The organism is Streptomyces winkii, from assembly GCF_032248595.1.
Classification (GTDB): Bacteria; Actinomycetota; Actinomycetes; order Streptomycetales; family Streptomycetaceae; genus Streptomyces; species Streptomyces winkii.
The window spans coordinates 499,022-512,861 of the sequence record NZ_JASTTH010000007.1 but is presented as its reverse complement, the minus strand read 5'-3'; the positions used below and the strand labels follow the sequence as shown (position 1 = coordinate 512,861).

The window sequence follows — 13,840 nt, the reverse complement described above, 5'->3', positions numbered from 1 at the left end:
CCCCGTCCTTATGCCCCTTGAACGTGGCGCGTACCTTGCCGCTCTCCACACCCCACAACCTCGCCGTACCATCGTCACTGCCCGTCGCCAACGAGTCGCCATCAGGACTGAAAGCCACCGAACTCACGTTTGCGCTCTCGTCGTGACTCTTGAACGTGGCGCGAACCTTGCCGCTCTCCACACCCCACAACCTCGCCGTACCATCGTCACTGCCCGTCGCCAACGAGTCGCCATCAGGACTGAAAGCCACCGAACTCACGTTTGCGCTCTCGTCGTGACTCTTGAACGTGGCGCGAACCTTGCCGCTCTCCACACCCCACAACCTCGCCGTACCATCGTCACTGCCCGTCGCCAACGAGTCGCCATCAGGACTGAAAGCCACCGAGCCAACGGGCCATCTGTGGCCAGCAAGGCGGCTACGGAGTGGGAAGGCAGGAGCTGCGTAAAGGGCAGCTCTGGTTTCATCATCCTCGATGGCCTTCCATGCCTTGACAGCAATGAGAGACGCGAAGTCAGGATCACTGTCTGAGATACTGCGAGACTGATCGAGGAGATGTCGCGCCCGCTCAACCTTCACGTCGACGACTCGTTTCTCGTAGAAGGCATCACATTGTGAGACGAGCGCGAGAGCCAGCACCGTTGCGAGCAGACCATTCAGAAGCCGGCCCCGCCGAACCGATGTCAGGCGGCGCTGCCAGTTCGCAGACAATAGCGCCGTAACTTCTGCTGCGACTGGGCGTTCTTCGGCCCATTTCCTGCCTTCTGCGAGTAGGGTTCCACCGAGCAGTTCGTTCTCTGGTAGGCGCCCACTTGTGTGTCGTCGGGGCTGCAGTCCAGCAGCGCGGTTCAGCCAGCTTTGGTACTGCTGGTCCCGGGCGACCCAGTCGCGGAGGTCGCTCCAGTTGCGGATGAGAGCATCGTGGATGAGTTCCGCCGTGGACTCGTCAGGGGCAGTACCTGGCTGTGTCGTCGTACCGGTGGTGATGATGCGGTAACGGGTCAGGTCCGCCAGCACGGCGTTGAAGGTGGTCTCGGCGGCAGAGCTCGCAAGCTCAGGGTCGGTGGCCAAGGTGCGGAGTCGAGTGACAGGGAGAGGCCTTCGCGTGGCAGGAAGGCCGTTGGCTTCATCAGCGGGCCGCACAAGAGCTGTCAGAATGAGCCGTGCGGTCGGTCGTTGACGGGGGGAGAGTTGCCTGAGAACGGTGTTACACCAGGCCGTGAGGCTGCCAGTGATAGTGCCGATCTTGTCATAGGCGGAATGGGTGAGGCACCCATCTTCGCGACGCCGACTCCATAGTTGGCGCAAGGCCAGTTCAAGGAGTGGGAGCTGAGTTACCGGGACCTTCCTCGCTGCCGGTTCTGCGTTCTGGAGGTCGTTGATGATCCTTTCCGGCAGGCCAGCCTCCAATGTCAGCCCGACCATATCGGCGGGCCGACTGATGATCGCGCTCAGCTCTTCGACGCTCAAAGTCGCGGGAACGTTAACCAGGCCTGGCAGAGCGGTGTCCATGAGATCAGAGGCCTGGGCACCGAGGGCGGCGTAAAAATCGTTGCGCATGATCAGGATTACGGTGACCGCGACGTTGGAGTTCATCAGCTCGACCAGTTGCCCAGCAGGAGTCAAGCCTTCGTGGGTTGGCTCGCCACTACCGCTTGGGGCAGGTTGGGTGAGGAGTTCTTCGAACTGGTCGATTACCAAGAGAAGACGGTCGTGCTCGGGTTCGGCATCCATGCGCGCTTCGACCGCCGCAGTGAGGCCGTCGCTGGCTGCTCCAGGTAGGCCAGCCTCCTCTAGTTCCGCCAGGAGGTCCTGTCCCGGCCGGGTGACCACGGGGAGCCAACGGTCGCTGCCAGGAACGGCTCCCTCAGCCAGAGCGGGTAGGACACCGGCTTTCACCACAGATGACTTTCCTGCCCCCGACGGCCCTAGCAGCATCGCCATTTGCCCGTGCCGTTCCAAAGCCGCAAGCACACTCTCAACGACCGTCTCCCGGCCGTGGAACCAGGTGGCTTGCTCTGCTGTGAAGGGTTCCAGCCCAAGATAGGGGCACACGTGGCTGACAGCCAGCCCCGGTTGGACGTTGCGTAGTTCCTCGGAGGGTGTGGCGTAGGCGATGCCCAAGCCCTTTAGGTGGGTGTCTGGGGACGTGATGGAAGTGACCATGCCGATCACTAGGCCCGTGACTTCATCCAGCACTGGCGCGCCGCTGAAGCCAGTCGTCAGGTCGTTAGCCTGCGACAACTGAAGCAGCCTGCTGTTTCCGTTGCCCTTGGGAATCAGGTCGCCGGCCTTGCCATAGCCGAAATGACCGCCAGGCGGCGCCTGGGTGGGGAAACCGAACGATGCCACCGCGTGTCCGCGGCTGCCTGCGCACACCCCCAGGGCCATGCTGCGCGCACCCGCCGGAACACTCTCGAGGTCCAGGATGGCGACGTCCTCGGACTCTGGATCCCGCCACTCCCCAGTCGACACCCGACCCCAGGTTCGCGGTTCATCGGGGAGGTTGGGGAAGATCACCTCAATCCGGCCGCCGGGGGCCTGCCCAGCGGCACGCACGACATGTGCACAGGAGAAGGCAATGCAGTCCCTGGCGAGGAACCCAGCGCCCGCAACATCCCCATCCTCCGAAAGTACTTGGAACACCGAAGCGGCCAGCGACGGACGACGATCCGCGGTGACGCTTCCTGTGTCTAGGCGCTCAGGACCCATCGGCCCACGGCTGGAAGCTAATGGGAGCTCATCCGTCATAGGTCACCTGCTTTCCCTGACATCGTCCTGATCGGAGCCCCCGTGCTTCCAGACCAGGCGGACACGAACGTGGGCGGTGGTCTCAGCACCGGTGATGACGGCCCCGGCCCTGGCCGACAGGTTCAGTCCGAACTCCGCCTCGACCTCCTGCGGTCCCGCTTCCTTCAGCTGATCCATCAACGCCCGTGCTGCCTCCCGCACTGGGACCAATGACTCCTGAACTGTGCGAGGCAACTCGCGGATCGCATCACCAACACGACCCGCTTTCACAGGCCCCCCGGGATCCGACGCGCCTTCCACGTCCTCGAACAGGATTGCCCCGCCGCCCTCAAGCGGCATGCGCGCATACCTAGACATCAACTCCCCCTCCAAACAGCCCAGTCTGTATCGCAGCCAACCAACAGGACAACGCGAGCACCCACTCACCAACTACCGCGGCACAGTCCCCGTGCATGAGTACTACGTGCGGACCGGACAAGTCCGTTTACCTCGATGGTGCCTAGCGGGGACCAGTCGCGCGGTCATCACCGCTGCAGGGAGCGCCTCAGCGAAGGAGCCAGATGCGCTGATCCTGGCCCACAGATGGCCCACACAAGCTGGTCAACGCCGAGAAACACGCGGGACTGGGTGAGACAGAGTGCACATAGAGGGTGCGTCTCCAAACCGGAGACGCACCCTCTGACCTGCCACTTCTCTCACCTCGGCGGAGGCGGTGGGATTCGAACCCACGGTGAGGGATCACCTCACGACGGTTTTCAAGACCGTTCCCTTCGGCCGCTCGGGCACACCTCCCCGCGCCGCCCTGCCCGGGCGACGCGGGGTCAGCCTAGCGAATGGCCGTCGGCGTCACTGATCGCCCTTGCGGGAGCCGAGGGTTACGTCCGTCGTCGACTCCTTGCCGTCCCGCTTGTAGGTGATCTTGACCTTCTCGCCCGGCTTGTGGGTCCAGATCGTGCCGATCAGGGTGGGGCCGCTGTCGATGGTCGTGTCGTCGAGCTTCGTGATGACGTCGCCCGGCTTCAGGCCGGCCTTGTCGGCGGGGCCGTCCTTGGTGACGGGAGCCTGGCCGTTCTGGCCCTTGTTCGCGATGACCGCGCCGCCGCCCTTCTGGTCCATGGTGACCGTGGCGCCGATCACCGGGTAGACGGGCGTGCCCGTCTTGATGAGCTGAACGGCGACCCGCTTGGCCTGGTTGACCGGGATCGCGAAGCCGAGGCCGATGCTGCCGGACTGGCCCTGCTCCAGGCCGCTGCCGCCACCGGCCGACTGGATCGCCGAGTTGACGCCGATGACCGCGCCCTGGGCGTTGAGCAGGGGGCCGCCCGAGTTGCCGGGGTTGATGGAGGCGTCGGTCTGGAGCGCGTTCATGTATGAGGCGTTGCTGCCCTGGCCGTCGCTGGAGGCGACCGGGCGGTTCTTGGCGCTGACGATGCCCGTGGTGACGGTGCCCGAGAGGCCGAAGGGGGCGCCGATCGCGATGGTCGCGTCGCCGACCCTGACGTCGTTGGACTGGCCGAGGGGAAGCGGGGAGAGCTTGCGGTCGTCGGCGTTCTTGAGCTTGATGACCGCGACGTCGTAGCCCTGTGCCTTGCCGAGGACCTCGGCCTCGTACTTCTTGCCGTCGGAGAACGTCGCGGAGAGACCGCCCCCGTCGGCCGCGGAGGCCACGACGTGGTTGTTGGTGAGGATGTGGCCCTGCTTGTCGAAGACGAAGCCCGTCCCCGTGCCCTCCTCGCCGCCGCCCTTGGTCTCGATCGTGACGACGCTCGGCAGCGTCTTCCCGGCTATCCCCGCGACGGACTTCGGCGAGCGGTTGAGCGCCCCCGAGTCCGAGCCCGAGTTGATGGTGGTGGAGGACCCCTCGTCCTGGTCGGCCAGCTGGAATCCGATGCCCCCGCCGATGCCGCCGGCGACCAGCGCACCGACGAGGACCGCGGCCAGCACGCCTCCCGGGAGGCGCTTGCCTCCCGGCGGCGGACCGGGCGGCGCGGGCGGCGCACCCCACGGATACTGCGGGCCGCCCGGGCCGCCCGAGCCTGGACCCCCCGGCCCCGAGTCGCCCGCGCCCGTACCGCCGTACGGGGAGTGGCCGCCCGGAGCGCCGCCCCACGGCGTGCCCTGCGGAGGCTGGCCGCCGGAGCCGTGCCCGCCGCCCGGGCGCCCCGGATCGCCGTACCCCGAGACCGGCAGCTGAGCCGTCTCGTGCGGCTGGCCCGGAGAGGCGGGCGGTGCGGACGGTGCAGGCGGAGTGGATTCGGACTTGCTCATGCTCTGCCCCTGACGGTCGGCGGCTTCGGGTACGGGGGCGCCGGCAGCAGCTTCGTGCGCCTCCCTGTCCCGCACCGCGGGGGGCGTGGGATCAGGCCCTGCCCCCGGAGTGGCGGCAGCGCCCTCGTTCTCGGTGCTCACAGGTATCTCCTCATCAGCTACACGCCGTCGCAAGCCGGGACGTTCACGCATTCCGGCATCCGTTGCATCCGTGCACAGCCTTTCCCATGGTGCGTCAGACGGGCGTAAGGCGCCGCCCGAACCCGGAACGCAGTCCTTTACAACGGACAACACGGGCACTACGCAGCAGGCCCCCCACTGGTCGCTCCCGCCCCGGTGGCACGATAACCCGGTGAGCAATGACAGCCGCCCCGGGCCGGACCTTCCGGCCTCCCGCCCGGTCTCCGTCATCGCGCACCGCGGCGCGTCCGAGGCGGCTCCCGAGCACACCCTGGCCGCCTACCGCAAGGCGATCGAGGCGGGGGCCGACGCCCTGGAGTGCGATGTACGGCTCACGGCGGACGGCCACCTCGTGTGCGTCCACGACCGCAGGGTCAACCGCACCTCCAACGGCCGCGGAGCGGTCTCCGCCCTGGAGCTGGCTGATCTGGCCGCGCTCGACTTCGGCTCGTGGAAGAAGGAGGGCCCCGACGAGGACCCGTACGAGTCGCCGGACCAGGAGGCGAGCGACCGTACGTCCGTGCTCACGCTGGAGCGGCTGCTGCAACTGGTGGCCGACGCGCCCCGTCCCGTCGGGCTCGCCATCGAGACCAAGCACCCCTCGCGCTGGGCCGGCCAGGTCGAGACGCGGCTGCTGGAGCTGCTGGAGAGGTACCGGTCCGTGGTGCCCTCCGTACGGGTCATGAGCTTCTCCGCGCGCTCCCTGCACCGCATACGGGCGGCCGCGCCGTACATCCCGACCGTCTATCTCATGCAGCTGCTGCTGCCGCGGCACCGCGACGGACGTCTGCCGCCGGGCGTCGCCATCGCCGGCCCGAGCCTGCGCATCCTGCGCGCGCACCCCGAGTACGTGCAGCGCGCCCACCGGCTCGGCAACGAGGTGCACGTGTGGACCGTGAACGATCCGGAGGACGTCGAGCTGTGCGTCCGGCTCGGCGTGGACGCGGTGATCACAAACCGGCCACAGGAAGTGCTGACACAACTCGGCTGAGGCGCCGAATTGTCGTCTTCGTGTTACGTGCGACACATGGCGCACCCTCCCGCCGGCGTCCGTCACGACCCAATTCGGCTGCTTTCCACGGCTCTTACCTGGGGTGCATCGGCGCATTCGCTCTGTATTCGATCCCGCGAAATGCGTCAAGCAGCCATGCGTGGCCGGTTTCCGCCAGACGTTCGCGGGGCATCCATCGAATTGGCGTGGGGCAAAGGAGGTCTCGGGGGTGGCGTTGGTTATGGCACAGGACGTGCCTGCTTCGTCGACGATGGTCGTGCCTCACGGCCCCGCCGGAGTAGGGGCAGCACGGCGCCGGATGCGCGCCGACCTGCTGGCGGGCGGGGCTTCGGAATCGGTCGTCGACGACGCCGTTCTGATCCTCTCCGAACTGCTCAGCAACGCGTGCCGGCATGCGAGGCCGCTCGGCCGCGGCGAATCCGTCCGCGCGAGCTGGAACCACGACGGCGACGGCGAGTTGACCATTTCCGTGACCGACGGCGGCGGCCCCACCCGGCCCCTTCCGGCGACTCCTTCGATCAGTGCCCGCGGCGGCCGCGGCCTGGCCATCATCGGTGCTCTCGCACGAGATTGGGGAGTACGGGAGGAACCGCAGGAATTCACGGGCGGAATACGGCAGTCGGAGAATGAACCGGGCAGGGGCGTGACCGTCTGGGTCGTGCTGCCCGTCGTTCCCGGAGGCGTCGGCGAAGGCCTCGCGGACGACCTGGCGTTCGACCTCGCGGCGGTCGACGAGGCCGGCTGACCGGAGGCCGCCTCCCAGCGCGGCAGCGGCCCGCACGGTCGGGACCGCCGCCGCGGCAGCGACACGCGGAACGCCGTACGCGCCGGAACTCACCGGCTAGGCTCGCGGCGTCAGTTGGCGCACGCGCGCCCCTTATGGGCGCGCGTCCGCATCGCCGCCCGGGCCCGTGCCCGGAGCGCCTCGAAGACTCCAAGAGCTTGACGACCGCAGACCTCGACAGCCCCGAAGTCCCGCAAGAACCGGCGGACTTCACCGACCGCAGACCTGGAGAACCGCACCCCATGGCCAAGAAGCGCCGCCCCCAGACCAAGGCGTCCGCACCGCGACACGTGGAGGGGGAAGTGCCCGTCGTCGGCGCGCGCGAGCCCTGCCCCTGCGGTTCGGGGCGCCGCTACAAGGCGTGCCACGGGCGTGCCGCGTCGCACGCCGTGACAGAACTGGTGCAGCGGCCCTTCGAAGGGCTGCCCGGGGAGCCCGACTGGGTCGCGATGCGTGAGCTCGTGCCCGCCGCCACCGCGCAGTTGACACTCAAGGACGGTCTGCCCGAGGGCGTCCCCTCGGTGACGCTCGCGACCGTACTGCCGATGGCGTGGCCCGCCCTGCGGCGCGACAACGGCGAGGTGCTGCTCGGACTTCAGAACGACACCGCTTCGGGCGACATCAGCCGCGACCTCGCGGACACGCTGCAACGCGCGCTCCAGACCGACCCCGGCTCGCCCGTGGACGCGGGACGGGCCGTGCCGGACGGCCCGCGCCTTCAGGATCTGCTCGATCCGCAGGCGGAGTTCACGCCCGAGGTGCACAGCGGGTTCGAGTTCTGGCTGGGGGACGGCAGCGACAGTGCGACGGGTGAGGTCGCCGCGTCCCTGGAGCGAGCCAATTCGGCCGCGATTCCCACGGCCCGCCTCTCCGCGGCGGAGGGCGCGTACTGGTGTGAGACGCCCGACAAGAACCACCTGCGGTGGGTCATGACGCACCCCGAGGAGAAGCTGCTCGACGCGCTCGCGCGGCTCCACGCCGCGGGCGGCTCCTCGCTCGGTGACGACACCCGGCTCGTCGGCTCCTTCCGCGCGCACGGCCTGGTGGTGCCCGTGTGGGACCTGCCGAGCAGCATGACCTCGGAGGACTGCGAGAAGCCGGCGGCCGAGTTCCAGGAGCGGCTGAGTAAGGCGCTCTCCGCCGGTTCGGCGCTGACGGCGGACGAGCGGCGCGCACGCAGCGGGCTCATGAACCGCCAGATCACCCTGAGTTGACCGGAATTGCACATTCCGCGAGGGGTACACGGAGAAAGTGTGACCGTGACTCGCGTCACACGACGCCGTTGAATGCGCATACCGGCAGGTAAATCAACGTCCGGATCTGCGCGATCGAATTTGCTAACGGCAGATCTCTTGTTACCTTTCTAGGAGCCCGGTCGCTGGTGCATCCCCCGTCGCCAGCGACCGGGTTCTTCCATGCACGGGGCCTTTCACGGCCGCCGTTCCTCTCCAAGTCGCTCAGCGCGCAAGGGAGTTGCTGAAGGAGCGCAGCAACAGCCGCTCCCCGTCGGAGGATCCGGCCTCGGCCGTCGCCGCATACGGACGGCCTCCCGCGCGGCTCTTCTCCTGAGGCGTCTCGCACACACCCGGACCGCCCGACGCCGGCATGGCGCACTCGGCGCGCAGAGAGCTCCCGTCCGGCCGTACGAGCGTGAGGGCGGCGCTCAGCGGCGACCCCGTGGCGTTGCGGTAGTGCGTACGCGCCCATGTGCGGCCGCCCTCGGAGACCACGCACGTCTGCGCCGACAGCCCTTCCGCAGCGGTGAGTTCGGGCCCGCACGACGCGGACGGGCCGCCGCTCGCCCCTTGGTCCGCCGTGGGCTCTCCCGGGCGGCCGGCATGGCCCTCACCGGCCCCGGGCCGCGCCGGCCTCCCTGACGGCGAGGGAGCGGCGAGCACCGGCGCCCCCACGCGGCCCTCGCCCTCGCCCCGCGCGGGAGCCGGCCCGGCGGTGGCGGCCGTGAGGGGCAGCGCGACGGCGAGCACCACCGTGCAGGCGAGCGCGATCAGGGAGAAGTGCGGCGCCGGCATACGGCACCGCGGATGCTGCTGAGGCATGGCGGAGGGCTCACTGGCGGGAGAGGGCGGACCGGGGGACCCGAAGGGCACCGGAGAGACGGTGAGGCGAACATATCGGGCGGAAGGGACCCGTTCTCCCGCCCGACCGCCCATTTCCCGTACAGCGCCTGCCAGTTCCTACCCGTACGAGTGACGCGTGCAGAGCGCCGCCGCGGGTTGCTTGCCGGCCGGAGCGGCGCGTGCCGCCCGTGCGGCCTCAATACGTAAGGCTCGTCCCGGAGTCGGGCGCCGTGGCGCTCGCCTCGACGAGCACGTCGAGCACGCTCTCCATACGCGGCAGGAACGGGACGGCGGTCGTGAGCCCGCCGCGGCGCGCGCCGCGCGAGCCGCCGCGCAACGGTCCGCGCCGGGGCTTGGGATCGGCGTCGCCGTGCGCGTGCCCGTCCGCCGCCGAGGGCTCCCGCTCCCAGCGCACCCGGCCCGCGCCGGTGTGCGACGGCGGCAGCGTCACATAGCCGCCCTCGCCGTGGAAGCGCAGCGAACTCGGCACCCAGTCATGGGCGTAGAGCCGCTCGCCCAGTTCCTCCAGGCCGTACGGGGCGACGAGCAGCGTGAAGCGCGTGGGCGTCGCGACGACGGGCCCGAGCCGCTGGCCGCGCCGGTCGAACTCGGCGAGCGCGCGGGCACCCGCGATCGCGGGCAGGCTGAGGGCGGAGGGTGCACGGCCGCCGGTGGCGAGAATCAGCGGTGCGGCGGGCCTGTTCGTCCACCACCAGCGGATCATGCGGGGATCCGTCGTGGCGGCCAGCAGCACCGGGTCGAACGGGTGCGCGCCGGGGACGGCGCACTCGGGGTCGGGGCAGGAGCAGACCGCGGAGAGCGGCTGCTTGGAGTGGTGCGAGCCGCCGGACCAGAGGGACGAGGGATTCGAGGCGGACGAGGGAGGGGTCAGGGTCGCTCCGGGGAGTACGGGCCACTCCCACTGGGTGGCACAGTGCAGCGCCGCGTTACGCAGCGATGACCGGTTCATGCGTCGCCTTCCGAGGATCTCGCGCATGTGCGCTCGTTCCTTTCCGTGAACGCCAACAGATCGTCCCGACAGAGATCGTTCAGCCCATCACAACACGTCACTCACTACTCACTGCGCGTCAGAAAACCGCGGTCATTCCGTAAGCCGAGCATGGAACACGGCTGTGACCGAAGCACGCCTCACGCTCGCGTGCCGTACGCCACCTGTGCTGGTGCCCTCGATAACGCTTGGTATTGCGCCTGTGCTGGCCGTGCTGGCTGTGCGTGTCCGCCGAACCGGAAAGGGGGGAGGCCACTGCCTCATATGACGCGTTGCTCCCTTACCGGGTTCCGTACCCGCGACAGTCGTGCCGATGCTCCGGCCTGCGCTTCCTCGACATCGTGGAAGCGAGCAGATGTGCGGGGCTGCTCCAGTCGACAGCAAATGCCGTCTCTCGCAGGCGATTTTACGCCAACCTCGTACAACCTCGGCCCGCCCCCCTGTAGTCAACAACTGCACACGGACACCATTCGTAGTGCAAGGACGATGCTGGACATCCCGTTACCGCTACGTGTACATCTTGTGCATTGCCAGCGGAGCAGCGTGACATGGGGGTTTGCGATGCAAAGCAGAGAGAGGGACCAGGGCGGGAGAACGTTCTCATGAGCGCCCCGCAGCGGTCGAAAGTGGCCGGATTCAAACCCGTGATCTCCCCGCCACAGCAGACTGCGCCCCCCGCTTCCGACGCGTCCGCCGAGCAGCTCGCAGCCGTCCACGACCGGCTGGCCAGCTGGGTCACGGACTTGACGACTCTTCAGGAGCTCGCCGAACGGCTGGCCGGCACCAGGACCCTCGACGACGCGCTCCGCGAGACGCTGCGCGCGGGCGCCACCCTCGTAGGGGCCCAGCGCGGCCTCGTCGCACTCGAACCCGTCGACAGCGAAAGCCCGGAGCGGACCATCGGCCTCGGGCTCGGCCGGGCCGACATCGGCGAACTGGAGACCGTGCCGCGCAGTTCCTCGTCGTACGCACGGATCCTCGACGGCCTGCCGTCGTCCGTCCCCGAGCCGGCCGACGGCACGCGCGCACGCGACGCGGGCACCGCCCCCGACGAGGACGTCGACCTCGCCCCCGGCAGGGGCGAGGACCGGGGCTATCCCGAGATCACCCACCCCGACATCGCCACCGACGACACCCTCGACCCCCGCCACCGCGAAGTCGCCGCCCGCCTCGGCTATGCCGCCAGCTACGCGACCCGCATCGCCACCTCCGACGCCCCCCGCGTCGGCGCCGCCGTCTGGCTGTACGACGAGCCCGCCGAGCCCACCGCCCGCCAGCGCCATCTGCTCGGCCTCTACCTCCGCTGCGCCAGCGAGCAGATCGCCCGCCACCTCGAACTCGCCCGCACGCGCGCGGATCTGAGCGCCCTGCGCGAGGGACTCCTGCCGAGCAGGCTCCCGCGCGTGCCCGGCGTCGCCATGGCCGTCCGGCACCTGACCGGCCCGGGCGGCGGGGGCGACTGGTACGACGCGCTGCCGCTGCCCGAAGGCGCGCTCGGGCTCTCCGTCGGCGGCGTCACCGGCAGCGGCCCCGGAACGGTCGCGGCGATGGGGCGGCTGCGCGCTTCGCTACGCGCGTATGCGGTGATGGAGGGCGAGGACCCGGTCGCCGTCCTCTCCGACCTCGAACTGCTGCTGCGGCTGACCGAACCCGCGCGTTCCGCGACGGCGCTCTTCGCGTACGCGGAGCCGTCCGTGCGCCGGATCCTGCTCGCCGGCGCCGGCCACTGCCCGCCGCTGATCGTCGGGGAGCACCGCACCGAGTACGTGGAGACGACGCTCTCCGCGCCGCTGGGCATGCTGGCGTGCTGGGAGGCGCCGAGCGTCGAGCTGTCGCTGTACGAGGGCGAGACGCTGCTGCTCTACAGCGACGGGCTGCTGCACCGCACCGGCGAGGAGATGGACCGGGCCTTCGCACGCCTGCACTCGGGCGCCGCGTGCGCCCCGGCCGCCGTACGGGCGGACCCGGAGGCGCTCATCGACCACGTGCTGCGCACGACGCTGCCCGCAGGCGCCGACGGCGACGGCGCGGGCGGACCCCACCCCCTGCCGGGCTCGGCACCGGCCTTCGGCACGAGCGGACAACCGGGGCAGCCGGCCAGCGCCGCCGAGGACGTCGTCCTGCTCGCCGCCCGCTTCTGAGCCTGTTCCGCGTTCTGAGCCCGTTCCGCGGCTCCGAAGACGCCTCCGCGCAGACCCCGATCCCCCTTCACGCACCGTCGCGGACCCCTGTCCGACGGTCGCCGACGAGCTTCCGCGGTCCTGTGGGCCCCCATACGATGGAAGCCGGTCGAACACCGGAACAGGGAGGCAGACGTGGCGGAATCCGCTGACGAGCAGTCGATCAAGCAGCGGAAGAACGGCCTTTACCGGGCCGTCTCCGACGAGCTCGCCGAGAACATGAAGACCGGCTGGGCCGACACGGAGCTGCGCGGACTCCAGCCCCTCCCGCAGGCCGGGCACACGGCCGAGCGGCGTGCCCGCCTCTCCGCGCGCTTCCCCGGTGAGCGGCTGGTCGTCCCGGCCGGCAACCTCAAGACCCGCTCCAACGACACCGAATACCCCTTCCGCGCGTCCGTCGAGTACGCGTACCTCACCGGTGACCAGACGCAGGACGGCGTGCTCGTCATGGAGCCCGACCCGGCGGGCGCCGGGCACCAGTCCACGCTCTACCTGCTGCCGCGCTCGAACCGGGAGAACGGCGAGTTCTGGCTCGACAGCCAGGGCGAGCTGTGGGTCGGCCGGCGCCACAGCCTCAGCGAGGCGCAGCAGCTGTACGGGATCCAGTGCGCGGACGTCCGCGACGTCGCCGGCGAACTGCGCTCGGCCACCGGCCCGGTGCGCGTGGTGCGCGGCTACGACGCGTCCGTCGAGCAGGCCCTGACCGACAAGGTCACCGCGGAGCGCGACACGGAGTTCCAGGTCTTCCTCTCCGAAATGCGCCTGGTCAAGGACGACTTCGAGATCGGTGAGATGGAGAAGGCCTGCGCGTCGACGGTGCGCGGTTTCGAGGACGTCGTGCGGGTGCTGGACAAGGCCGAGGCCACGTCCGAGCGCTACATCGAGGGAACGTTCTTCCTCCGCGCGCGCGTCGAGGGCAACGACATCGGCTACGGCTCGATCTGCGCCGCAGGGCCGCACGCCACGACGCTGCACTGGGTCCGCAACGACGGCGACGTCCGCTCCGGCGAGCTGCTCCTGCTCGACGCGGGCGTCGAGACGCACACGCTCTACACGGCCGACGTCACCCGCACCCTGCCCGTCGGCGGGACGTTCACGCCGTTGCAGCGCAAGATCTACGACGCCGTCCACGAGGCGCAGGAGGCCGGCATCGCCGCCGTCAAACCCGGCGCCAAGTACCTCGACTTCCACCTCGCCGCGCAGCGCGTCCTCGCCACGAGGCTCGTGGAGTGGGGCCTGCTCGACGGCCCCGTCGAGCGCGTGCTGGAACTCGGGCTCCAGCGCCGCTGGACCCTGCACGGCACGGGCCACATGCTCGGCCTGGACGTGCACGACTGCGCCACCGCACGCCGCGAGAGCTACGCCGAGGGCACGCTGGAGCCCGGCATGTGCCTGACCGTGGAGCCGGGCCTGTACTTCCAGCCCGACGACCTGACGGTGCCGGAGGAGTACCGCGGAATCGGCGTGCGCATCGAGGACGACATCCTCGTCACGGACGACGGCCGCCGGAACCTCTCCGCCGGGCTGCCGCGCAGCAGTTCGGACGTCGAGGAGTGGATGGCCCGGCTGTCGAGCTGAGC

The 13,840-nt window shown here is 69.6% G+C and carries 10 protein-coding genes and 1 tRNA gene; 5 read left to right on the top strand and 6 right to left on the bottom strand.

Going from position 1 to position 13,840, the window contains the following annotated elements; genetic code table 11:
• The 4 genes from QQM67_RS23635 to QQM67_RS23620 form a co-directional block, all read right to left on the bottom strand.
• On the bottom strand, positions 1 to 2,710 hold a 2,710-nt coding region (locus QQM67_RS23635), incomplete at its 3' end, for an nSTAND1 domain-containing NTPase (protein WP_399067454.1).
• Between the two features lie 42 nt (positions 2,711 to 2,752).
• The gene (locus tag QQM67_RS23630; protein ID WP_314176161.1) at positions 2,753 to 3,088 is read right to left on the bottom strand and encodes a CU044_2847 family protein; all 336 of its coding nucleotides are present in this window, start codon (positions 3,086 to 3,088) and stop codon (positions 2,753 to 2,755) included.
• A gap of 365 nt (positions 3,089 to 3,453) precedes the next feature.
• Positions 3,454 to 3,541 (bottom strand) — tRNA-Ser (locus tag QQM67_RS23625).
• Between the two features lie 54 nt (positions 3,542 to 3,595).
• A complete protein-coding gene (locus QQM67_RS23620; RefSeq protein WP_314176159.1) occupies positions 3,596 to 5,158 on the bottom strand; it encodes a S1C family serine protease in 1,563 nt (520 codons plus the stop codon).
• Positions 5,159 to 5,369: 211 nt separating this feature from the next.
• Here QQM67_RS23620 and QQM67_RS23615 point away from each other — a divergent pair, with 211 nt between their 5' ends.
• From QQM67_RS23615 to QQM67_RS23605, 3 genes are all read left to right on the top strand, one after another.
• Entirely contained in the window at positions 5,370 to 6,188 is an 819-nt protein-coding gene (locus tag QQM67_RS23615; protein WP_314176157.1) for a glycerophosphodiester phosphodiesterase, read from the top strand.
• A gap of 229 nt (positions 6,189 to 6,417) precedes the next feature.
• Entirely contained in the window at positions 6,418 to 6,954 is a 537-nt protein-coding gene (locus tag QQM67_RS23610; RefSeq protein WP_314176156.1) for an ATP-binding protein, read from the top strand.
• 281 nt (positions 6,955 to 7,235) lie between these two features.
• Complete coding sequence (locus QQM67_RS23605; protein WP_314176221.1) at positions 7,236 to 8,207, top strand: DUF5926 family protein; 972 nt, start codon at positions 7,236 to 7,238, stop codon at positions 8,205 to 8,207.
• A 243-nt stretch (positions 8,208 to 8,450) separates the two neighbouring features.
• Here the strand turns inward: QQM67_RS23605 and QQM67_RS23600 are convergent, their stop codons facing one another.
• Positions 8,451 to 9,023 (bottom strand): hypothetical protein, encoded by a 573-nt coding sequence (locus QQM67_RS23600; protein WP_314176154.1) that lies wholly within the window; start codon positions 9,021 to 9,023, stop codon positions 8,451 to 8,453.
• A 244-nt stretch (positions 9,024 to 9,267) separates the two neighbouring features.
• The gene (locus QQM67_RS23595) at positions 9,268 to 10,068 is read right to left on the bottom strand and encodes a bifunctional DNA primase/polymerase (RefSeq protein ID WP_314176153.1); all 801 of its coding nucleotides are present in this window, start codon (positions 10,066 to 10,068) and stop codon (positions 9,268 to 9,270) included.
• 614 nt (positions 10,069 to 10,682) lie between these two features.
• Here QQM67_RS23595 and QQM67_RS23590 point away from each other — a divergent pair.
• On the top strand, positions 10,683 to 12,221 hold the full coding sequence (locus QQM67_RS23590) for a PP2C family protein-serine/threonine phosphatase (protein ID WP_314176151.1): 1,539 nt from the start codon (positions 10,683 to 10,685) through the stop codon (positions 12,219 to 12,221).
• A gap of 174 nt (positions 12,222 to 12,395) precedes the next feature.
• Positions 12,396 to 13,838, top strand: a complete 1,443-nt coding sequence (locus QQM67_RS23585) for an aminopeptidase P family protein (protein ID WP_314176150.1) — start codon at positions 12,396 to 12,398, stop codon at positions 13,836 to 13,838.
• The last annotated feature ends 2 nt before the right edge of the window (positions 13,839 to 13,840 follow it).